Here is a 21,810-nt window from a genome sequence, read left to right as displayed (position 1 = left end):
TTGTTCATCTTGTGCAGCCCCCTGGAACTCTAGTCACTTTGTAACCATTTTGTTCATAGGTCGTCCCAGTGATGGAGAGCTCTTCTTCAGGGGTGATGATTCCTTGTTCAAGACCGATGGCAGCTGTGATCGGCTTGAAGGTCGACCCCGGGGAATACGTACGGTTGAATTTGTTCAAGGTCGGTTTTTCATTTCGTCCGAGGACTATAGCGTTCGGGTCGTACGCAGGAGCGCTGACGAGTGCGAGCACATCCCCGGTTGTCGGATTGATCGCTGTAGCAGACCCGGAGGCTCCTGCCAGTTGTTCATGAAGAGCTTTCTGCACGTCCGATGAAATGGTCAGCGTAAAATCTTCTCCATCCTCTGCTGGTGTTTCTACCAACTCTGTTTTCGTTTCCCGTGCATCATTCTGAATGACGACCTTTCCGCCTGCCTTTCCTCTGAGCTGTTTCTCCAGCACGCTTTCAAGGCCTGTCTTCCCTATATGATCGCCAGCGGTATATCCTTCTTTTTTCAATTCTTCCAATTCATCTGCCTGCACCGGTCCGACATAGCCTGTAAGATGTGCGCCTGCAGCTCCCAGCGGATAACTTCTAGCCTGTTCATCCTTTTGAAACTTGACACCGCGCGGGATTTCTTTGTTTTTCAAGGCTTCGATCGTTTCCTCATCCTGCTCAGATACCGCACCTACAGGAACAAACGTGTCTGCCGTCACCCAGGATTGATTCAGCTGCTCTTCAATGTCTTCGACAGTCGTTTCCAATATTTCTGCAACTGCTTCTTTTAATAAGTTTTTCTCTTCATCGCTATGTTCTTCCATCCACCCGGGTACGAGTCCGACTTTAAGGACTCCTCCGTTGACAGCAAGGGGCTCGCCATCGGCATCAAATATTTCACCCCTTGCAGGATCGAGTGTCCAGGCCCTGACTTCGTCTCCTTCCTCCATTTGAGGGAAGATCATCGAAGAATTCCACTGCACAGCCCACCGGTCTTGTTCTTCTCCTTCTTCAAGGACGAGTGTCGCCGAGTGTGAAAATTCGATGACTCCACCTAATGAATCCATCTTCGCTTCAAAATCAAAAGAAGGAGTATCATCCTGCTCATATTCTGCATCTTCTGGAAGCTCGTATGTAAAGGTTAAATCCTTCATGCCGATGCCTTTATATATATTGGTATACCGTTCGACGAATTCTCCTTCGTTTATCACCTGCTTTGAATTTTCACTGAGCGCTTCGTACATTTCCTGGTATTCACCCTTTTCCCAGTCTTCCATATAAGCTTGAAAAGCATCTTCCGGTCTTGGCTGGTCCGAGCAGGCCGTAAGATAAATCAAACCGAAGAACAGCCAGATCATCCTCCATCCCTTCATGTTCACCTCTCCTTTTTTACATAAATAGACAAAATTATTGTAATTTTATCATAGTACAATCTTCGGAAAATGAACAGAAAGGCACCTTCCTCATAGAAAAAACCCTTCTTCATAAAGCATGAAGAAGGGCGTCTATCATCTGATGTTATGGCTCCAAGCCTTGTCTTCATCCATCATCCGTTTGGCGGCATAAATAAGGATGAACTGAATAATAATGACTGGCAGCCCCATCATTCCAGATATGACTTCCAGTGGGGCCAATCCTCCAATTCTCATTAAAACAAGAGCAAAACCAGTGATGATGGCTGCAATAATGATTCTCAACAGTTTTGGGGGTTCGAACTTACTCATATCCCGTGTACTCGTATAGGCTGCCACGGTATAGGTGGTAGAATCAAGCGTCGTTGTAAGAAATATAAGGGCTACGACCATGAAAATGACAATCGCTATCTCGCCAAAAGGCAGCGTGGATAAAATATCCGGGATCGCTGCCATACGCTCATTTTCCTCAACGAGATTCAGGACAGATAAATCTCCTGACAGGTAACGATGGACGCCGAGTCCTCCAAGAACACCTGTAGCGATCCAGGAGATCAAAGTCGGCGCCAGCAGGTAGGTGAGGATCATTTCCTTGATCGTGCGTCCTCTGGAAATTTTCGCAGCGAACACACTGTGCAGCATCGCCCAAGTTGCACTATAGGCGAACCAGAACACGGTATTGCTTTGAACATGGGAGGCCGTTTCCTGGTGAACCGAATCTGTATTTAAAGACATATTCAAATAGTTGGATAATAAAAACGATACACTGTCCGAGAAGTAATTGAGAATGAAAACACCAGGTCCTCCAATTAAAATGAACAGAGCAAAGAAACCTGCAATATACATGTTCCACGTACTCAGTCGTTTGATGCCACGCTCAATTCCAAGATAGGCACTCATAGAAAATAACAGCACCCAGATGATCGTCACTGTAATCGTCAACGTGAAATTCACTTCAATTCCGAACAAGTGAGACAGGTTCTGTGTAATGATCGGTGCTCCGAGCCCTAAGGTTACAGAGGCTCCTGCAAGAATACTGATCAAAAATAGAACATCCAGCGCCCGGCCGCCGATGCCATCGGTGAACTTATCTCCGAACAATACCCGGCAGGCCTCTGAAATTCTCATCAACGGTCGTTTACGCACATGCAGAATATACCCCATAGCCGGGGCAATCATGACGAAAATGGCGAACACCTGAAATCCCCACAGAAACATGCTGTACGCATTTCCCCACAGCAATGCTTCAGCCGATCCTGCTTCCACGCCTGCCGGTGGATCATTGGCAACTGAGGTCCACTGGAGCATCCCTGTCCGCATGATTGTGGAGCCGACTCCCATTGCGATTAGGATGGAAGCATATTCAAATAAAGAAAAACGTGGTTTTTCGTTAGGGTCACCGAGTACCACTTGTCCATATTTAGAAAAGGATAAATACAACCCCGCTGCGACAAGAATAACTCCGTACCAGAGATATCCCCAACTGAACTTATCTACAATCGAATCAAAAATAGCATTCAACAATTCCAATGATTCTGCCTCATACATGGCGAATGGAATGCTGATGCCGATCATCAAAATAATTGATGGAACAAAAATCTGATAGTCAATCAACTTCTTCTTTCTCATCCAATCCTCCTAAGTTATGTAAGATTCTCCTCCACGTATACCCGGTGGTTCCTCCTACATAACCTAAGAAATACAATTTCAGTATAATAATCGACTGGAATTTTTCAGTTACAATCTATGGAACATTTCATTGATTGAATTCAATGATATTCCCGTCGGGGTCGCTGACGAATATTTGATGCCAGTCTGTTTTGTTAACAGGTTTGTTTAACACTTCCACCCCATGGGTTTCCATCCGGCTTAGAAACGCTTCTATATCAGTTACTCTTATCGCAAAATGACCATCTCGTGAGTCAATCTCCCGCGTTCCCCGGAAGGTCTTGCTTCCGTTATGTACGATCAGGTGGATTTGTGTCGCACCGACCTGATACCAGGCGCCGGGAAAATCAAAAGCCGGGCGCTCCGGACTTTCTTCAAAACCTAACACCTCTCCATAAAAATGCTTGGACTTTTCAATATCCGTAACAGCCACGGATACGTGATGGATCCCTTTGTACATCAATCCCACTCCTTGTTCCTTTTCTATCAGTGTAATGGATGAGAAGGCAGACGGCTACCTGAACCACTCGACAAGTGCAATCATACTGAGCAGACCAAGCAGGAAAGAAAACGTAGCCAGTCTTTCATATCCATGCCCATGGGTTTCCGGGATCAGTTCTTTGTAAACAATGAACAGCATCGCACCAGCGGCGAAAGCGAGACCATATGGAACGAGGAACAACGCAAGGTGAACCATATAATAACCGAGAATACCAGCAAGACATTCAATACCACCCGTTAAAAAGGCCATGGCTACTCCCAATGACTTCCGGACGCCCTGGTTGAACAAAAACAGGGCCACCAAAAAACCTTCCGGCGCATTCTGAAGGCCCATGGCCAGGGCCACTACGAGTCCAAGGTTCTCCACTTCGCTCGCAAGACTTGCACCGACAGACAATCCTTCCGGTATATTGTGGAGCGTCATCGCTGCCACAAACATCAACGCCTGCTGAGGCAGCTTCACATCTGTGCGTGCATGATCGAGGTCGATATGAGGAATGAAAAACTCCAAAAGACTCAATAACAACGCTCCCGCCATAACCCCGAAACATAACACATACAGATTGGTCAGCTTCAGTGAGGCCGGGATCAATCCATACGTCGATGCTGCAACCATAATGCCCGCCGTATAGGCAAGGATGCAGTCCATCCTCCTGTGGGAAATATTACGGATGAATAAAACAGGCAGCGCCCCCACACTCGTGGCAAAAGCAGACAGGACGATGACCGATAAACTCCATTCCATAGCATACCCCCTATACCAGAGCTCTTCTTTTTTCACCATATGAACAAGTCGTCCAAAATAGACGGAACACCGAATAATCTATGAGCTGTCTTCCAGCGTCTTCAAGTGACTGATGAATTCTATCATTTTCCGCATTATTTAAGAGGCCATCAACCTATTTTTCAAGCCTATCGTCACTCGTCCATTCAACTCCCCTCATAGAGACATATAGTAATAATGAGTCAAAAGGAACTTGTCTAAGAGAAGCTCGTAGACTTTTGACAAAAATAGATAAGGAGTGAACAATATGAAGAAAAACACAGGATGTGGAAGCGGCTATGGACACGGTCACAAAGCTTGTCCCCCTCTCTCCAGTGATGTAGCTAAAGCGAGAAGTCTTTTCACCTCAACTGACAATCTCAGCCGAATTGGTAACGTAGAATCTAACGTCATTCTCGGTGAAATATTGATCCAGTCTCTTACTGAAGCGGACTTTCACCTGCCTTCATACGCGCGGGCGATTAAGAACATTGAGAAAAACATTTCCTTGACGCAGTGTAAAGCAATCCCTGCTGTAGGAAGGCCTGGGTATGTAAAATTGTTTGTGGAAGGAATCGTACACAAAAACATTCAGTATGTAGAGGACGGATATGGGTATGTGAAAGACTACAGCATCGATATCCCCTTTAAAGCGTACGACGAAGTTCGGATTACTGGTAATACGGCTTCACCGTTCGGTATCGATTACAGTGTGAAAGAAAATGTCCTTCAACGACGCGAAATTGCCAAAGACGGCATGGGGGCGAAACGCTGTGAATTCGGTTCTTTGACGTTCGAAATCAACAACGAACCGGTTGAATGCAAGCTTTTGGCTTCTGCTGTGAACCAGTGGGACATCGTGCACCATTTTGATAACTGGGGACGCTTCAATAAAGTGACAGAAAAAATGGACATCATCCTAGCGGTCCAACTGTCGCAAAAACGACCTTTGCTTCCATTGCCACCAACTGATGGTGAAGATAGCGGAGAAGAAGTAGAAACCGTCTACGACCGTTTCCGAAGAGCGATTGACCAATAAAAAAAGAGATGCCTATAAAGGGCATCTCTTTTTTGTGAAAGCATCTACAAGCATACATATTGATTCTGCAAAAAATTATAATGGATAACAGCAACGCCTTGTATGGACATTTGACCGTCTCCCACCCAATCAGTGTGACTGATCAAACGGACACAGGATACCTCTGCTTCCACAGGGGCAGCAAAGGATTGGGCGAATTCATAATGCACATCTCCATCCAAACCACCTGTAAAGGTATATTCTTTTCTGCTTGCGTGCGACACCTGAGGGGGTGTTTTCCATTGAAGTTCGATTACTTTCTCCCACGGAATCGTCTGCGTGATTCTCTGCAGCTTCCCTCCTTGGTTATACGTGATATTTGCATTTAGCACCCCGCTCAAAAATACAAACGATGAAGGAAGGGGGATGGATTCTTTTTGGGAATGAACCGATAATTGAACATCAATGATTTCACATCCATCTGGAGGACCCTTCAGTGCCTCCATCACATCTACTTCGATCTCACGGGAAGCTAATAATACCGGCACCTTCACTGTTTTACCCACAGCGGGATGGAGACACACCATTTCTTCTATGCTCGACGCTATGGCCGAAGTGCTCTCTTCCCAATTCTCACAATCGCCGGACTCCTCACCTTCATCACAATCTGGACTTTCATAAAAAGAGGACTCCAACATCAATGACTCCTCTTCCTCACACGACCATTCGATTTTTTCCTCCCAGGAACTTGATTCATCCAGCATCGAGCAGATTTCGGCCTTTAGGTCATCTTTTGCCCCGAATGCCTTTTCCTCCATTATAGGATCAAAACCATCAAGAACCTCAAGATCTTTTTGAGCTTTGTAATGTTCCTTAAACCCTTGTCGCTCATCTAAGGATTCTTCCATCGACGCAATGATATCTGTAAGAATGGAGGACTCTTCTAAGTCTTGCTCAAATTGATAAGTGTCATGGGATTCATCCCATGCCGGGGCAGGGTCACTTTTTAATAAAGCTAAAATTTCCGGTAAAAACGGATTATCCTCCTCTTTTTTGTCTTTATCCGTCCGATCATAACTTTCCTCATCAGGATTATCCTTTATAATGGGAAGTTCGAACATAGAGGGAGACTGTTTTCTTTCGGACGTCATTCTCTTTCGGTTTTCAGCTAACTCATGATTTCTCTCTTCTTTTTTTTCCATTACGACTGGAGGCGGGGGCAGGACTGGACGGGGCAGATCTTCATGGTCATCGCGGTACGAAGAAACGTCCAGGCTTTCGTCAAAGAAACGTTCATGAATCGCTTCCTCCTCCTGGTAGCGATGCTTACGAGTGCTGCCAGGCGTTTCTGTTTTCACCCGCTTCGTCCAACGCTTTTGATTGAAACGGATTTCATCTTTCTTCATGTTCCTCAGAAAGGCGCTTCCCCTTCAGCATCCTTTCTTCCCCTCCTTTCAATACTTGATTTGCTGCTTAACAATCGTCATTGGAAGCAGAAGCTACACGGATCTGCTGGTCCTGGAGAACTTTCAAACAAATATCCAGCACCATTTTCTCTTCGACCTGTGTAAAGTAACCTTCTTGGAATGGAGCGGACCCGGGGATTGGTTGCCGATCAAGAGCTTCATCCCACTCAATAATTTTACTGGACAGCAATTCACAATAAGGAAGGGCATTATAATATTGACTGCTCTCCTGATGGAACTGGGATAAATCGCTGCTCATGTATTCATCCTTTTCCGGGTACCCGGAAGGTAGCGGTTGGGACACAGCAAAGTCGAATTCTTCTCTGTGATTATTTTTCGGCTGCACAGGCGTGGATAGAAATTCTTTGATTTCGATCACTGTATCGAACGGGACATCTACCGTAAAAGAATGGAGATCCGATGCGACCGTCGTATCCGTACTCATCTCGATTTCATTCGAAGGACTGGCATATTGAATATTTTTACGAACAAAACCTTTGATGAACAATTTATTCGTCGGGAGCAGAAGACGACACTGAGTTAAGGCAACCCTCTTCTTAATATCTTTAATTTCAAGCACAGGTTCAGGGAAGGTGATGATTTCATTGATGTTCAACTGGACATTGAGTTCAGCAAGGACGACCGGAACTTTCGTGACGATCTTACCGATGCTCACCTGAGGTTTGCACGGCTTACAGAACCCTTTTTCACACTCATAGGAATCGTTATGTTGTTCTGACATTCGATGCCCTCCTAAACGAAAGATATCCCCATCGTATGTAGGAGCCCTTGTGATGTCTGGGCGCTTATCTCGATGCTGAGATACGTGCAGGCTTCTCTGAGATCGTCTTATAGACGTCAGGGAAATAAAAAACACGATTCCTAATATGGAATCGTGTTTTTGCCTCGATTATTCATCATTACTAACGGGAACATTCTGCTTTTGCAAAACTGTCACACGGAATCGGATCATCATCTTCTCAACGATGTGCTGGAAGTATCCTTCATCTACCGGGCTGTAAGATTCGCGGTCTGTCGCTTCGTCCCACTCAATGATACTGCTCGCCACAAGCTCACAGTACGGAAGCTCATTGTACGCCTGCGTGCTCTCCTGATGGAACTGGGAAAGGTCGCTGGATAGATATTGATCTTTTTCCGGGAATCCTTTGCCAAGATCCTGAGCACGGAAGAAGTCAAACTCACTTCGCGTGTTCGTTACTGGAAGTTGGACCTCTCTTGTTAGAGTTACAGTGGTCATACACTCAAACGGAACATTCGTTGTGAGTGATTTCATGTCCGAAGAGACACATTCACCGTGAGCACCATATACCGGGCTTGCATATTGAATGTTTTTGCGGACATACCCTTTGATAAACAATGGAAAATCACCGGTATCGAATAAGTTTCCATCCGTAGAAGTTGGAGTCATCAGACGGCATTGAGTGATTACCACTCTTTTTTTGATATCCTTGATCTCCAACACTGGAAAAGGAAATTTGATGTTCGCTACAGCATGTGTAGTTACATCAAAAGTTCCAAGTTCTACAGGAACTTTGACCGTCCATGGACCATCACTTACCGGAACTTCCATGACCGGATCATTTTCACAATTGCCGATTGAGGCTGACTCATTAAGGTTTACACATTTATCGTGACAATTATCTTTTTTCATCACTATTTTCCTCCTTTATATTAACCTCACTGTATTCTATGCAATCTACTCTATGAAGCATAGTCAGATGAAGGAGTATAAACGTGGAAGTTTGAACAAGTTCTCAAAATTGATAGATTCTACTCTATCAATTATGGGCTCCCCCCCTTTCCACTTACTAGTTTTTACCATAAGTGAATATAAGCACCAGGTCATTAAAAAACCCGCTGGACCTGGAAATGGGTATTCGCACAGGGACTTCCCCTCTGACATACGTTGTTAAAATGAGGAGGTTGAAGATGAACAAGAATAATTTTCTTGCTGTAGATGTGGGCAACAGCTGGTACAAAGCCATGGTGTCTGATCAAGGGGAAGTCTTTGATTATCAAATTCCGAACGCGATCGCATTGTTTGATGAAGAATTTTATGAACAGCCTTATGATGAAGATGATGTAGAGTTCGAAGAACATTTGATTGTGGAGGTGAAAAGCCCTGCCATTCAGGATCGACGGGAGATTTTTTATATCGGCAAGTCAGCCATGCACCAGAAGAATGTGAGCCTCACCTCTTTTAACAATCAAAAAGTAGACGAAGAACGCACATATCTTCTGCTGTTTGCAACGGCCGCTTATCACGCATACATGACCAATTCCTCAGAGGAAGACGTCCACTTCACCATCGATCAACTCGCGGTTTCGCTGCCTACGACTCAATACAAGGAAAAGAAAGACATATTCAAGCAGCGTCTCATTGGTAACCATACGGTTATTTTCCATAAAGTACCCGGGGTAAGGGAGCCGAAAGAAGTCTGCGTCAAAATTCAGATTGAAGATGTCATCGTAGGTGCAGAAGGGGCCCTGGCCTACTTAGCTTTAACAAGGGATCAGGATTCACTAATGATCATGGATGATACGCTCGTCAAAGATTCATCGAAAGGAATTTTGATTGGGGATCTCGGTGGGGATTCGGTGGACTTTGTCGGCATTAAAAAGAATAAACCGGTCGCTTCCGTCGAAGGGGAGCCGTTCGGCATCAATCCATACCTTGACCATATCATACAAAAAGTCAGCAAAAATGAAATGTACAGCTTCAACTCCCGCTCGGAATTGGAAGAAAAACTGGTCGCGGGTCAATCTGAATGGTATGTCGAACCTTTTGCAGGCGTACGAAAGGATATTAGTAAGTACATCACCCCGCAGCTGCGCTTGATGGCCATCAAATACCTCGAACATTTTGACAGGGTGAGGAGCCGTTCGAATGAAATCAAAGGAGCCGCCCGTTACATTGCTGTCGGCGGCGCAGCCGAAATCGCTGAAAAACAGATCAAGGAAGCTGCAGTAAAGTGGAATGAACGCGGCCGTCCGATCGATCTGCTCTTCCCGGAAAACATGTCGAAATTAAATGTGCAGGGGTTGATGATCCTCGCCAAGATGCAATGGATCAGCAAGAACAAAGAGTATACGGACGAATACGCCTATTCCAAAAGCTAGAGGGTGAAGGACATGTCAAACGTATTCCACGATTATTTTAAACAAACCGTGCTTACGATTCCTGATTCCTTCATTGATATAAGGACAGGTGACAAACACACTGTTCCACCAAAAATTAAAGACGAAATTGCTTATCACGCGGAAAACAATACCCTCGCTCATTTGATATTCTCTGCGCTGAACGATTACCTTAAAAAAGATGCCGGTTCTCGTCAATGGGGGACAAATGAAGTATTAGCGGAATTGATGGAAATTAAGCGAATGCTTTCGGACGGAGCTCCCCAAAGAGTCCCGCCATCAACTTACCAATCACACCATGCTCCAACTAAAGAAATGGATTTTCAGGAGATCGAGGATATGCTGGAAGCTTTCGGAGGATGATGTATGTACGTAGGGCAGCCTTAACAGGCTGCCTTTTTCTTGTCGATGCACTTGAAAGGGAAATAAACGTTGCTTTTACAAATAAACAGCTGGCAGACATGTAATGGCACAAAAACAAGATAAATCCACACTGATGCAAATGCCTGTACCTTTGAGATCATCCAGACACTTGTGATCCAACTGATGACAGGCAGACCCATGTTTGCTGTGGCAGGACTTAGGATGCTTTTCTTTCCCATCAGATTTAAAATCAAGCAGCTCAAGAACTGCACAATTTTTGGTCAATTCTTTGATTTTAAAGACGTGGGTATGCACACATTTGATCCTTTCTTTTTTGGAAGGGCAGGAATAAGTGGTTACACCTGTTCCTTTGAAAGGTTCACATCCACAATATAATAGAAATGGAATCGTATTTTTCTTCACCCGCTTTTCTCCTAACAACTCATCGATTGATTGCTGGCAGGAGGTATGGCAGTTATCATTTTTCGCTTTCTTCTGGGCATAAAGGATTGCTTCCAGTACTTCCTCTACGCAGTTTTTATAGTGTTTACCCTTATGATGGCTGGCTTTTTTCCCACAGCAGCCACCTTTATGGTGATGATCATAATCATGATCATAGGCTTGGTAACTCATGTTTTCACTCCTTCATGATCCGGATAAAGTATTATACGTCAACTGCGGGTTTTCGTTTGATATGTGCGCCCACCATGAGGGAAATTTTATTCCGGCTTCCTCTGCCCCCTACCAAACTCCCGGTGTAGGACTTTATCATTATGAGCGAATCGTACCTTGGTTCGCCTCTCTCCTTCACTTATACTGGAAATAATAGAAAGGAAAGGTCAGTGATCCCCCTATGCTTTACATATGGAAAATTGAAGAAATTATAAAGAACACGCTGGACGACCATCAACTGGATATCAATTATGAAATTAATAATAAACTTCCAGCGCCAATGAGTTATAACGTATCTACAAATACAGTGAATTTTAACTATCTACAAATCAATGGATATATGAGTAAAATAAAGGTAGATGAAACAGAAGAAAATTTCGTTAAAATCATCCTCTATCATGAAATCGGCTATTATCTGACATTCAAAAAACATAGACACGATTTACGGACACTAATGTACGGGGAAGACGAAGAAGTCGAAGCGCTGAAAGCCGTCATCGAAACGAACGCATGGAATTATGGACGTTCGCTCGTACCTGACCATCTTATTTCCTCCTATGATCTCGTCCGTGAAAAAGACGAAATGCTTTTGCAAGGATTGAAATAAATTTCCTTGATTCTACAAATTATCCTTGAAATGGGAAGGTCATTTCATAGATTTTGTAGAAATAGTTAACAGTCACTACAGGATTAGGCTTATAAAAAAAGGAAGGTGAATGGCATGTTCAAGAATCGATTATTCAAGAATGTTCTATTCCGATGGATGCCACATAAAGAGCAAAGCATTTGTGAGAAAAGATTGGTCAAGGTTGTCAAACGCTTAAAGGTAGAGAATTTCAATTTTAACTGGGATCGTAAGAGTTGTTTTGTGGAGTTTACATACCAGGGGGAAAGCTACCGCCTGGAACATTCCGTTGATAAAGCCAAGGAAAAAGGCATTATCCTTCGAAATGGACTGGACTGCCTGAATGAATTGACGCAGTCCCTGGAAGACCTGGGATTGATTATCGACCGTGGCATGTATGATTTCGACACTTGGATTGCGGGCATGAAAATATCACCTTCTATAGAAGAGCCCCCTGAATTGGATGAATTCCAGCTCAAGTATAAATCTATTTCAAAACAGACGGGTGAAGAAACGATTGCGCTTAAACCGGAAGCCTCTTTCAAAAAGTTCGAAGAAGGACCTGCTTCCTCAAAAAAAACGCAAATTAAATAAAAAAAATGACCTGCCCTCTTCCATAACAGGGCAGGTCATTTTTTGTTCATTTTTTTCTTACCGATATAGGCCCACATCGTCGTATAGGTAGCAAACAAAAGGATTAAAAATAAGGGAACAGACAATACATCACGTATAAGCAAGATTTTGCGTCATCCTTTCTATTTTAAACTGTCCAAGGGAAATGGGAAAAATACATAGAAAAGGACAGCGATAGGAAGAGAGATGAGTAAGGCCCGGACAGGGTTTCGATCGTGAATATACAGCACTACAAAAAGAATGGCATTCAATGGGATGTTGAACCAGTTGTTCCAGCCATGATCATACACGTACATCCCTTTCATAGAAAACAACCATTCCAACACGGTGTAAAACACTACCCATACCGTTATATACATCCATTGTTTTGTACGTGTTTGAGGGAAACGCTGCAAATAAATGATCAATCCAATCGGACAGATAAAAAAAGTGAAGGCCGTATTAATGATCGAATGATTGATCCAATCCATCGTTACACCCCGGAAAGCCCACAAGGTGTGTTGATAATAGAAAAAGTTGTACGTCATGTTGACTACGATAAAAAACAATAGCGTCGGGTACTGTTTCCCCACCTGTTTCCAATCGACGAATCGGTAAGCAAAAAGAGACCACACCACAATGACCAATAATAAATACACTTTCCGATCACCTACCTGTTAATCTATTAATCCCATTCTTCACCCCGCTCCTCTTCTTTATACACCCGCCTGGAATCACCAAAAAAAGCCACACCAGGTCATCCAATATCTGGATGACCTGGTGTGGCAGAAAATGTAAAACACAGACAAAAAACCACCTGCTTCCTCTTTGTGGAGGTTGGAAGCAGGCGGTTGTTGGTTTTATATTAATAAGCGAGTGCAAATAGTCCTTTGATATGGGAAAGGTAACGCACGTTACTAGCTTCTTTCATGACAGAAGCTGGGAGACCTTTTAATGGTGTCTGGTTGGCACCGATGAAAGCCACCGCATCCTTACGTCCAAGACTTGCAAGCGTACCGGAGTTCACAGGTTCGAACTCTTCGAAGCTCTTGTCTTCAAGGAATGCATAAAGGTTATAACCGACCGTTTCCCCCATCTGCCAAGCGATTTGGGCTGTTGGTGGTTGTGGACGCTCATCACCCGGTTTGAAGTAAACCGCACTGTCACCTACGACAAATACATCATTATGAGAAACAGATTGAAGGTAGTTGTTCACAGACGCACGTCCGCGGTTCACTTCAATGCCGGATTCTCCGACTAGTGGGTTTCCTGCAACTCCACCTGTCCATACGAATGTATTCGCTTCAAGCTTACGTCCATCTTTCAGCTCGATCACGTTTCCTTCCACATTGGTAACCGGAAGTTCAGTCAGGAATTCAACGCCGCGTTTTTCAAGGCTCTTCGTTGCTCTCTCAATCAAGTGATCAGGAAGCATCGGAAGAATCTTCGGCATCGCTTCTACGAGGGTCAACTTGATGTCATCAGGGTTGACGCCGTATTTCTTAGCCATCGCTGGTGTTTCATCCGCCAGTTCACCGACAAGCTCAACACCGGTCAAGCCACCTCCGCCAATGACGATGTGGGCATCCGCTTCGTTGTTCGTCTTCGCATAGTCACGAATACGGTCTTCCACATGGTTGCGGATTTTGTTCGCATCCTCTGCGGATTTCAGCACCATACTGTGTTCTTTCAACCCAGGAATGCCGAAATAGTTGGTTACACTACCAAGAGCAACGACCATCGCGTCGTAAAATAGTTCTGAACCGTCTTCAAGCGTGACTTTTTTGTCATTCACAGAGAAGGAATCGATGGTTGCAACTTTAAGGTTGATGTCTTTTCCTTTCAGCAGCTTCTCAAGCGGAAGTGCTGCTGCCTCTTCTGAGATATTACCAGCAGCTAGACGGTGCAGTTCTGTAATGATCTGGTGGGTAGGGGTTTTATTAATAATGGTAACGTTCGCTTCTGAAGCGTCCATGTATTGGCGTACAGACAATGCGGCAAGAAGTCCACCGTAACCGCCGCCTAAAATGACGATTTCTTTTGACATGTGAGATTCCTCCATTTCCTACTCTTTATGATTGCGTTCAGCGGATACTTTCAAGTATGCATTGACGAAACGGAACAATTTTTGTGCTTGAGGGTCTTTCAACATTTTCATCAACCCGAATAGTCCAATAACTTCTGAACTGCTTTCCGCGTGATCTTTTGCTTCGATGGCGTTCTGCGCTAATTCTTTAACAGAATGCTTCAGCGGTTCAGCCACTTCTGACATGAACTCAACCGTGTCTTGCTTCAGAATTTCATCTGTTGCAAGCGATTGAACCGTATCATAAGAGCTGGAAAGAATCTTCACCAATTCGGTCAGCTTCGGAAGTTCTTTCACAAGAACAGTCAAAGATTCCTGTACTTCTGGTTGCAGTAATTGATCGAGCAGTTCACGCTCGTCGCGAGCAACGTTCTGCTCTTCTTTTTCTGTAGTGAATGAATCTGCCATATCCACTTCTCCTTTTTTAGAGCCGGAGCCCCATTTTTTATAAGTAAAATCAATCGTTCAAGCAAAGAAAAGCCTGCTTGTATAAAACAGTAAAAGTGCCATTTTATATCTACCGTTACTAGAGTAAAATATAATCTTGTGAAGTACAACACATTCTGACAAAATAAACGCTTTCAACGAAGTTTTTTTCTATAAAAGTGGAATTTTTACAGCATCTTCAAGAAAAAAACGATGATCATCTTCTTTTTATCATTCGCCAAAGTTTTTTTCTCATTCCGGATGATCGTAAAGCTTTATCAGCTTACCGGTCCCTTGGAAATTAAGGCAGGTCATTCCCCGCTGCCCGATAGAGTTCATACCATTCTTCCCTGGACAAAATGATGTGAGAGGCTTTCGCTATATCTCTCATACGCTGAATGTTCATCGATCCGACGACAGGCTGGATTTTTGCAGGATGACGCAGAAGCCAGGCGATTGCAATAGCGGAGTCGGTTACGTCATACTTTTCAGCAAGTTCTTGTAATTTAGCGTTCACTTCAGGGAATGCCTCATTGCCTACAAAAGGACCTTCGATCATTCCATGCTGGAATGGAGACCAGGCCTGCACAGTAATATCATGCAGTCGGCAGTAGTCCAGCACACTGCTATCCCTTACGACAGCCGAGTCATTCTGCATGTTTACATTGAAACCTGCATCAATCATCGGGGTATGAACGAGACTCAGTTGCAGCTGATTGACGATCAGCGGCTCATCAAGATGCTTGCTCAGCAGCTCCATCTGCATTGGGTTCTGATTGCTCACGCCAAAGTGCCGCACCTTACCACTCTCCCGTAAAGTGTTGAACGCTTCCGCTACTTCTTCCGGTTCCATCAACGCGTCCGGACGATGGAGCAATAAACTATCTATATATTCGGTCCCTAATCGCTTCAGACTCCCATCCACCGATTCGAGGATATGCTCTTTGGAAAAATCAAAAAAGCCTTTGCGTATGCCGCATTTGGTTTGAATCTTGACGTCCCCCCGCTGAATGCTTGTCTCTTTGAATGCTTCTGAGAATACAGCCTCTGATTCTCCTTTTCCATAAATATCCGCATGGTCAAATAAATCGACGCCGTTCTCAAACGCATTCGATATAACTGTTGCTGCTTCCTGGCTGCTGAGCCCGTCCATTCTCATGCATCCAAGCGAAACTTCTCCGACTTCCACATCACTATTACCTAACTGGATTTTCTTCACATGGCATCCACCTTTCCTAATAAGCCTACCCTCATCCTATCATTTTCCCGTAAAGACTTAACAAATAACGCTTACCAATAAAAGGGGGACCAGGTCATCCAGAATCTGGATGACCTGGTCCCCCTTTTATTTCCATTTCCTCCACCCTCCTTATATAATTCAAATAAGGAAGATTCTATCTATGATGAGGGAGGAGAAATATCGATGGATAATATAGAGGAACTTTATCGATCAAACTTCAAAAATGGTGCGTATGCTTTTTATGAAAAAGCACGGTCGCAGCAGCCGATTTTTCCGATGAACAGTGATGGGATGAACCATTCATGGATGGTAACAAAATACGACCATGTAAAAGAACTTCTCAAATCTCAAAGTTTCATCAAAGATCAGAGTCGATTGTTTTCATCTGCTGATCAAGGATCCGGTCAAGGTAATTTCAACATTTTCCAAAACATGATGCTGGATGCCGATCCGCCTGACCATACTCGTCTGCGTAAACTTGTCCAGCCCTACTTCAATCCTAAGACGATAAAGAAGCTTGAACCAAGAATCCGGGAAATTGCTGATGAGCTATTAAAGGAAATGCAGGCAAAGAAAGAACCTATCGACTTAATTGATGATTATGCTTTTCCACTTCCGATCATCGTCATCAGTGAAATGCTTGGAGTTCCTGCTGAAGACAGGAATTCCTTCAGACAATGGTCCAACACCATCGTATCCGCTTCCAATGAAATGGAGCAGGATTTCATGAAGGATGTAGAAGCCTTTACTACATACTTGACGGAACTCTTTGAGCAGCGAAAGAAAGATCCACAGGATGACCTCGTCTCCCAATTGCTCCAAACCGAGGAAAGTGGTGACGTTCTGACGAAGAATGAACTGTATTCGATGATTGTCCTTTTGATCATTGCGGGGCACGAAACGACCGTCAATTTGATCGGAAACACGATGCTTGCTTTAATGGAGCATCCGGAACAATTGAATCAATTAAAAAAAGACCCCCGTATCATACCAGGGGCGATGGAGGAAGGTCTCCGCTATTATAGTCCCGTTGACTTCTCCACAGCGAGATGGGCCGAAGAAGACATTGACTTCCACGGCCAGCTGATCCGACGTGGCGATTTCGTAACTGCTTCTCTAAGCTCTGCGAACAGAGATGAAGAAAAGTTTAAAGATGCTTCTGTATTTGATATAACGCGCGAGCGTAACGCTCATGTGGCCTTTGGATTCGGCATCCACTTCTGTCTCGGGGCTCCCCTTGCCCGTCTGGAAGGAAAAATCGCACTGGAGAAGCTTATTCAAACTTTTCCCGACCTCGAATTAGACTCAAACGCAGCTCCTCCTGAATGGCGCTCTGTCTTTCTGTTAAGAGGTCTGGAAACTCTACCTGTAACTTTATAACAAAACGAGCCGCTTGACCGGAACATCAAGCGGCTGTTTGCTTACTACGAAACCCAAACCAGATCGTAATCACAAGGAGCGCCCCTGCAAGAATAAAGGCTGATAGGACAACAAAAGGAACATCATTCCCCTGATTTTTCACGCCAATCCCGACATAGGCCCAAACAAAAACGAGTGGATACACCCAGTCTTCCTGGGTTTGCATGAACGATACAGCAAGCACAAAGCCGATGAGCATCATTAGAATCGTCCAGACAGAAGCAGAAATCCCGAACCCACCCCATCCGATAGAGGTGAGATAGTAGCTAATGTTGGCAATCGTAGCTACACTGACCCACCCCAAATATACAGAAAACGGAAGACGGTCAAAAAAGGAGGCATCATTCACCTGTAATGTGGAATACAAACGAATCAACGTAAGCAGCAGACCGATCATCACGAGCACAGAAAGTCCAAAATATTCATAATGCCACATGAAAATCCAAAGACTATTCAACACACAACTAAAGACAAACCATTTGCTCGTCTCTTGATAGATAGGAAGGTTCCTTCTGCTTGCAGGAAACTGCCGGAACACCCATATTCCTAATAACATGTAGATCAATCCCCATATGCTGAACACATAACCCGCGGGAGTGAACAACACGTTCAACCGGTTGGATATTTCCCCTGTCGTTTGTCCGTTCAATGGCAGGGCATTAGCAAGTCCATTCACCGTGACGACCATAATCAATGCAAGAACATTTATGATCCATTTCCCCATTCGACCTCCTCCTTCATACCGTGATTGATACATAGTATTCCTTTTCAAACTCGGATAAAACGTTCTCACCTAATTTCATGTTAGGCAAACTGAATTTTAGGGAAGAGTAGTAAGGGTAATTTTCACACTAGAAAAGGAGTGGAATGCATGAACAACAGTCAATTTGAAAAGGTGAAGAACGGAAATGGATTCATTGCTGCCCTCGACCAGAGCGGCGGGAGCACACCGAAAGCGCTCGCAGCCTATGGAGTTCCTGAAGATTCTTATTCAGGGGAAGATGAAATGTTCGATCTCGTCCATCAAATGAGGACTAGAATCATCACCTCCCCTTCGTTCAATGCGGACCATATTCTTGGAGCGATTCTTTTTGAACAGACGATGGACAGAGAAATCGAGGGGCAGTACACCGGAGATTACTTAGCCTCAAAAGGCGTCGTCCCTTTCTTGAAAGTGGACAAAGGACTCGCTGAAAAAGAGAACGGTGTCCAGTTGATGAAGCCGATCCATGATTTGGATGAAACGCTTAAGCGAGCGAATGAACGCAATATCTTCGGTACGAAGATGCGATCCGTCATCCACGAACCAAATCCTGACGGCATCAAAGAAGTGGTCAACCAGCAGTTTGATATCGGTAAAAAGATAATAGAGGCTGGGCTCGTACCGATCATTGAACCGGAAGTCAATATTCACAGCGAGGATAAAGAAGCATGTGAAGATATCCTTAAGGAAGAAATTCTTACACATTTGAACGGTTTGGCAGAAGACGAAAATGTCATGCTGAAACTTACCATTCCATCACAGGCGAACACGTATAAACCGCTGATCGACCATCCCCGCGTCGTCCGGGTGGTTGCACTATCCGGTGGGTATTCCCGTGAAGAGGCCAACGAGAAGCTGAAAGAAAATGACGGACTTATCGCCAGCTTTTCCCGTGCACTGGCCGCTGATTTAAATGCGGATCAGTCCGATGAGGCCTTCGATGCCGAATTGAAGAAAGCCGTTGATTCCATTTATGATGCTTCTGTTAATAAAAAATAAGGAACAGAAAAAGGGTGCGAACTAATATCGCACCCTTTTCTTATTCTTTATTCCTAAGCAGTCTCATACTGTTCAAGATCACAAGTAAAGCTGCCCCTGTATCACTTAGTACAGCCATCCATAAGGTCAGGACCCCTGGAAAAATAAGCAGTAGTGCGGCAAGTTTTGTCACGAGAGAGAACCAGACATTTTGCTTGATAATCTTCAATGCTCTTCTGCTCAACCGAATCGTATGGGGAAGTTTCTCCAAATTATCAGCCATCAGGACGATATCCGCCGTTTCCATAGCTGTATCTGTACCTGCTCCTCCCATCGCAATTCCAAGATCTGAAGTAGCTAGAGCGGGAGCATCATTGATACCATCCCCCACCATCGCCACTACATTCCCTTCTTCCTGCAGTTTTTTAACCGCTGCCACTTTATCTTCCGGCAAAAGCTCAGCAAAATAACGGTCGACACCTGTTTCTTTTGCAATTTTATCGGCTGTGCCTTCATTATCACCGGTCAGCATCACCATTTCTTTCATACCCGCCTGTTTCAGCTTCTGAATGGATTGTACGGTGATTTCCCGTATCGTATCTGCTACAGCCATTAGCCCGAGGACTTCAGTGGATGTGCCTACGACGACGATGGTATTGCCTTCTTTTTGCAACTGATCGATCTTTTCCTTCCGATCAGAAAGAGGTACCTGCATTTCTTCAAACCATTTAGGGCTTCCGGCAAAATATTCGGTGCCTTCGATCGTCGCTTTTGCCCCTTTACCCGCAATGGATTGATAGTTTCCTCCATCTTTTGCAGATAAGTTCCGTTCGTCTGCATACGTCAGAATCGCCTGCGCAATAGGGTGGGTCGAATGCTCTTCAATCGTGCGGGTAACCTGAATGAGAAGATCAACATCTCCATCAAAGGATTCGACATGTGAAACTTTTGGACGCCCTTCTGTCAGCGTTCCTGTCTTATCAAACGCGATCGCTTTGATCGTCCCTGCCTTCTCTAAGAATGTCCCCCCTTTGATCAGGACTCCATTCTTGGCAGCATTTCCAATGGCAGACACAATGGCCACCGGCGTTGAGATTACAAGCGCACATGGACAAGCGACCACCAGCAAGGCTAAGCCTTTATATAACCATTCCCCCCACGAACCGAAGCCGAACAATGGAGGAATAATCATGACGAGCAAAGCTGAAATAAAAACAATCGGTGTATAAACACGAGCAAAACGATCGACGAATGCCTGTGTCGGAGCCTTTTGCTCTTGAGCCTCTTCTACAAGGTGGATGATTTTCGCGATGGTCGTATCTTCCACGTGTTTTGTGACTTCAATTTCAAGTGAACCACTTTCATTTACAGTACCAGCATAGACGACGTCCCCTGTCGTTTTATCCACGGGAAGCGATTCACCGGTAATTGGTGCCTGATTAACACTTGAAGTTCCGGTAGCCACCGCACCATCTAAAGGAATTTTTTCGCCGGGCTTTACGATGATGATTTCACCGATACCTACATCTTCCACAGCTTTCTGTACCCATTGTGAGCCCGATTTGACTGTAGCTTCTTTTGGCGTAAGGTTGATCAGACTTCTGATCGAGTCTCTCGTCTTTTCAAGGGAACGGTTCTGCAATGTGTTTCCTAACGCGAATAACCAGACGACCATGGCCCCTTCAAACCATTCCCCGATCAAAGCGGCTCCGATGGCAGCTGAAGCCATCAGCACATTCATATCCAGAGAGCCGCTTTTGACAGCGTAAAAGGCACTTGTGGCAGGTTTAAATCCACCAATGAAAATAGCCGCTGCATAAAAGGCTGTAATAAATTCAACAGGGACATTGATAAAAGAACTGATAAAACCCAGGCCGAGGAACAGACCGGACAGAGTAGTAGTAGAAATTCCCCTCCTGTTTTTATTTTCCTCCCCGTGGTCCTTTTCTTTACCTTCAAGGAAAGCCTGGAACCCCGATTTCCCCACTTCTTTAATAATCGTTTCCACATTCGTCGTGTGTTGGATCTGCATCTTCCCTGTTGAAAATTGAACCTGCACATCCTGGACAGCAGGATTTTTGTTCAAGTGCTTTTCAATCGTCATCGCACAAGACCCACAATCCATCCCTTCGATTTTATAGGTTTGTGCACCCTTGGGCTGGATGACCGGTTCTGCTTCAAATCCCAGCTTTCGAATATGACTGGAAATTTGATCATAAACGGCCGCATCCTCTGCAGCCACGGTCATTTTCCCAGTCCCGTATTGAACGCTGACCGATTGGACGCCTTTGACTTTCCGCAAACCTTTTTCAATCGTCTCCGCACAAGATGGACAATCCATCCCTTTAACCTTAAATTTAACTCCTTGATCAGCGGATGTTTTTTCATTTGGATTTGCACGGCAGCAAGAACCTTCTTCTTTTTGAGGTTCTTTCGTACAGCAGGTCGAAACATCTTCCTCCATTTGCCCACTCGAACAGCAGGTCGTTTCGTCGTCTTTTTTTTCCTGACTGCTGGAACAACACGACGTCTCGGATGTCTCCTCAACGGGGCTTGAGCAGCAGGAACTCTCTTCCTGTTCCATAGCCTCTCCTGCACAGCAGCTCTCTTTATTCTCTTCCATCATTTCTCTCACCCCCCACT

At 44.6% G+C, this 21,810-nt stretch carries 21 protein-coding genes; 7 read left to right on the top strand and 14 right to left on the bottom strand.

The features are described from left to right. Positions 1–4: 4 nt before the first annotated feature. The 4 genes from ACXADE_RS02885 to ACXADE_RS02870 all read right to left on the bottom strand — a co-directional run bounded on the left by ACXADE_RS02885 (position 5) and on the right by ACXADE_RS02870 (position 4,322). The gene (locus ACXADE_RS02885) at positions 5–1,369 is read right to left on the bottom strand and encodes an NTF2-like N-terminal transpeptidase domain-containing protein (protein ID WP_474979012.1); all 1,365 of its coding nucleotides are present in this window, start codon (positions 1,367–1,369) and stop codon (positions 5–7) included. A gap of 135 nt (positions 1,370–1,504) precedes the next feature. Beyond that, positions 1,505–3,037, bottom strand: a complete 1,533-nt coding sequence (locus tag ACXADE_RS02880; RefSeq protein ID WP_474979011.1) for a BCCT family transporter — start codon at positions 3,035–3,037, stop codon at positions 1,505–1,507. Between the two features lie 127 nt (positions 3,038–3,164). Next, positions 3,165–3,536 carry a VOC family protein gene (locus ACXADE_RS02875; protein WP_474979010.1) on the bottom strand — a complete coding sequence of 124 codons (372 nt, stop codon included), beginning with the start codon at positions 3,534–3,536 and terminating at the stop codon, positions 3,165–3,167. A 54-nt stretch (positions 3,537–3,590) separates the two neighbouring features. After that, complete coding sequence (locus ACXADE_RS02870; protein ID WP_474979009.1) at positions 3,591–4,322, bottom strand: ZIP family metal transporter; 732 nt, start codon at positions 4,320–4,322, stop codon at positions 3,591–3,593. A gap of 286 nt (positions 4,323–4,608) precedes the next feature. On the opposite strand from ACXADE_RS02870, the gene ACXADE_RS02865 reads away from it, so the two are divergent. Then, a complete protein-coding gene (locus ACXADE_RS02865) occupies positions 4,609–5,379 on the top strand; it encodes a CsxC family protein (RefSeq protein WP_474979008.1) in 771 nt (256 codons plus the stop codon). Between the two features lie 44 nt (positions 5,380–5,423). On the opposite strand, the gene ACXADE_RS02860 is transcribed toward ACXADE_RS02865, so the two are convergent. The 3 genes from ACXADE_RS02860 to ACXADE_RS02850 all read right to left on the bottom strand — a co-directional run bounded on the left by ACXADE_RS02860 (position 5,424) and on the right by ACXADE_RS02850 (position 8,496). Beyond that, positions 5,424–6,764, bottom strand: a complete 1,341-nt coding sequence (locus ACXADE_RS02860; protein ID WP_474979007.1) for a hypothetical protein — start codon at positions 6,762–6,764, stop codon at positions 5,424–5,426. Between the two features lie 67 nt (positions 6,765–6,831). Beyond that, positions 6,832–7,566 carry a CsxC family protein gene (locus ACXADE_RS02855; protein WP_474979006.1) on the bottom strand — a complete coding sequence of 245 codons (735 nt, stop codon included), beginning with the start codon at positions 7,564–7,566 and terminating at the stop codon, positions 6,832–6,834. Between the two features lie 168 nt (positions 7,567–7,734). Beyond that, a complete protein-coding gene (locus ACXADE_RS02850) occupies positions 7,735–8,496 on the bottom strand; it encodes a CsxC family protein (RefSeq protein ID WP_474979005.1) in 762 nt (253 codons plus the stop codon). 278 nt (positions 8,497–8,774) lie between these two features. Between ACXADE_RS02850 and ACXADE_RS02845 the strand changes: the two genes are divergently transcribed. Both ACXADE_RS02845 and ACXADE_RS02840 read left to right on the top strand, forming a co-directional pair. Further along, positions 8,775–9,965, top strand: a complete 1,191-nt coding sequence (locus ACXADE_RS02845; RefSeq protein WP_474979004.1) for a ParM/StbA family protein — start codon at positions 8,775–8,777, stop codon at positions 9,963–9,965. 12 nt (positions 9,966–9,977) lie between these two features. Then, complete coding sequence (locus ACXADE_RS02840) at positions 9,978–10,346, top strand: hypothetical protein (RefSeq protein ID WP_474979003.1); 369 nt, start codon at positions 9,978–9,980, stop codon at positions 10,344–10,346. Between the two features lie 75 nt (positions 10,347–10,421). Here ACXADE_RS02840 and ACXADE_RS02835 read toward each other — a convergent pair whose 3' ends face one another. Then, positions 10,422–10,979, bottom strand: a complete 558-nt coding sequence (locus ACXADE_RS02835) for a CotY/CotZ family spore coat protein (RefSeq protein WP_474979002.1) — start codon at positions 10,977–10,979, stop codon at positions 10,422–10,424. Between the two features lie 220 nt (positions 10,980–11,199). Here ACXADE_RS02835 and ACXADE_RS02830 point away from each other — a divergent pair, with 220 nt between their 5' ends. Both ACXADE_RS02830 and ACXADE_RS02825 read left to right on the top strand, forming a co-directional pair. After that, on the top strand, positions 11,200–11,625 hold the full coding sequence (locus ACXADE_RS02830; RefSeq protein WP_474979001.1) for a hypothetical protein: 426 nt from the start codon (positions 11,200–11,202) through the stop codon (positions 11,623–11,625). Positions 11,626–11,739: 114 nt separating this feature from the next. Then, entirely contained in the window at positions 11,740–12,237 is a 498-nt protein-coding gene (locus ACXADE_RS02825; RefSeq protein WP_474979000.1) for a hypothetical protein, read from the top strand. A gap of 161 nt (positions 12,238–12,398) precedes the next feature. Here the strand turns inward: ACXADE_RS02825 and ACXADE_RS02820 are convergent, their stop codons facing one another. The 4 genes from ACXADE_RS02820 to ACXADE_RS02805 form a co-directional block, all read right to left on the bottom strand. Then, entirely contained in the window at positions 12,399–12,914 is a 516-nt protein-coding gene (locus ACXADE_RS02820; RefSeq protein WP_474978999.1) for a CBO0543 family protein, read from the bottom strand. Between the two features lie 206 nt (positions 12,915–13,120). After that, a complete protein-coding gene (locus ACXADE_RS02815) occupies positions 13,121–14,302 on the bottom strand; it encodes an NAD(P)/FAD-dependent oxidoreductase (protein ID WP_474978998.1) in 1,182 nt (393 codons plus the stop codon). Positions 14,303–14,320: 18 nt separating this feature from the next. Further along, positions 14,321–14,749 (bottom strand): helical membrane plugin domain-containing protein, encoded by a 429-nt coding sequence (locus tag ACXADE_RS02810; RefSeq protein WP_474978997.1) that lies wholly within the window; start codon positions 14,747–14,749, stop codon positions 14,321–14,323. Positions 14,750–15,068: 319 nt separating this feature from the next. Next, on the bottom strand, positions 15,069–15,986 hold the full coding sequence (locus ACXADE_RS02805; RefSeq protein WP_474978996.1) for an aldo/keto reductase: 918 nt from the start codon (positions 15,984–15,986) through the stop codon (positions 15,069–15,071). A 204-nt stretch (positions 15,987–16,190) separates the two neighbouring features. Here ACXADE_RS02805 and ACXADE_RS02800 point away from each other — a divergent pair, with 204 nt between their 5' ends. Beyond that, a complete protein-coding gene (locus ACXADE_RS02800) occupies positions 16,191–17,387 on the top strand; it encodes a cytochrome P450 family protein (RefSeq protein ID WP_474978995.1) in 1,197 nt (398 codons plus the stop codon). Between the two features lie 25 nt (positions 17,388–17,412). Here the strand turns inward: ACXADE_RS02800 and ACXADE_RS02795 are convergent, their stop codons facing one another. Next, positions 17,413–18,150 carry a TspO/MBR family protein gene (locus ACXADE_RS02795; protein ID WP_474978994.1) on the bottom strand — a complete coding sequence of 246 codons (738 nt, stop codon included), beginning with the start codon at positions 18,148–18,150 and terminating at the stop codon, positions 17,413–17,415. A 147-nt stretch (positions 18,151–18,297) separates the two neighbouring features. Between ACXADE_RS02795 and ACXADE_RS02790 the strand changes: the two genes are divergently transcribed. Beyond that, positions 18,298–19,188 (top strand): fructose bisphosphate aldolase, encoded by an 891-nt coding sequence (locus ACXADE_RS02790; RefSeq protein WP_474978993.1) that lies wholly within the window; start codon positions 18,298–18,300, stop codon positions 19,186–19,188. A gap of 40 nt (positions 19,189–19,228) precedes the next feature. Here the strand turns inward: ACXADE_RS02790 and ACXADE_RS02785 are convergent, their stop codons facing one another. Then, the gene (locus tag ACXADE_RS02785) at positions 19,229–21,790 is read right to left on the bottom strand and encodes a heavy metal translocating P-type ATPase (protein ID WP_474982183.1); all 2,562 of its coding nucleotides are present in this window, start codon (positions 21,788–21,790) and stop codon (positions 19,229–19,231) included. Between the last annotated feature and the right edge of the window lie 20 nt (positions 21,791–21,810).

It is taken from the genome of Halobacillus sp. ABR2_026 (genome assembly GCF_056158545.1).
Note: the sequence above shows the minus strand (reverse complement) of the source record. Positions and strands in the feature narration are given on the sequence as shown.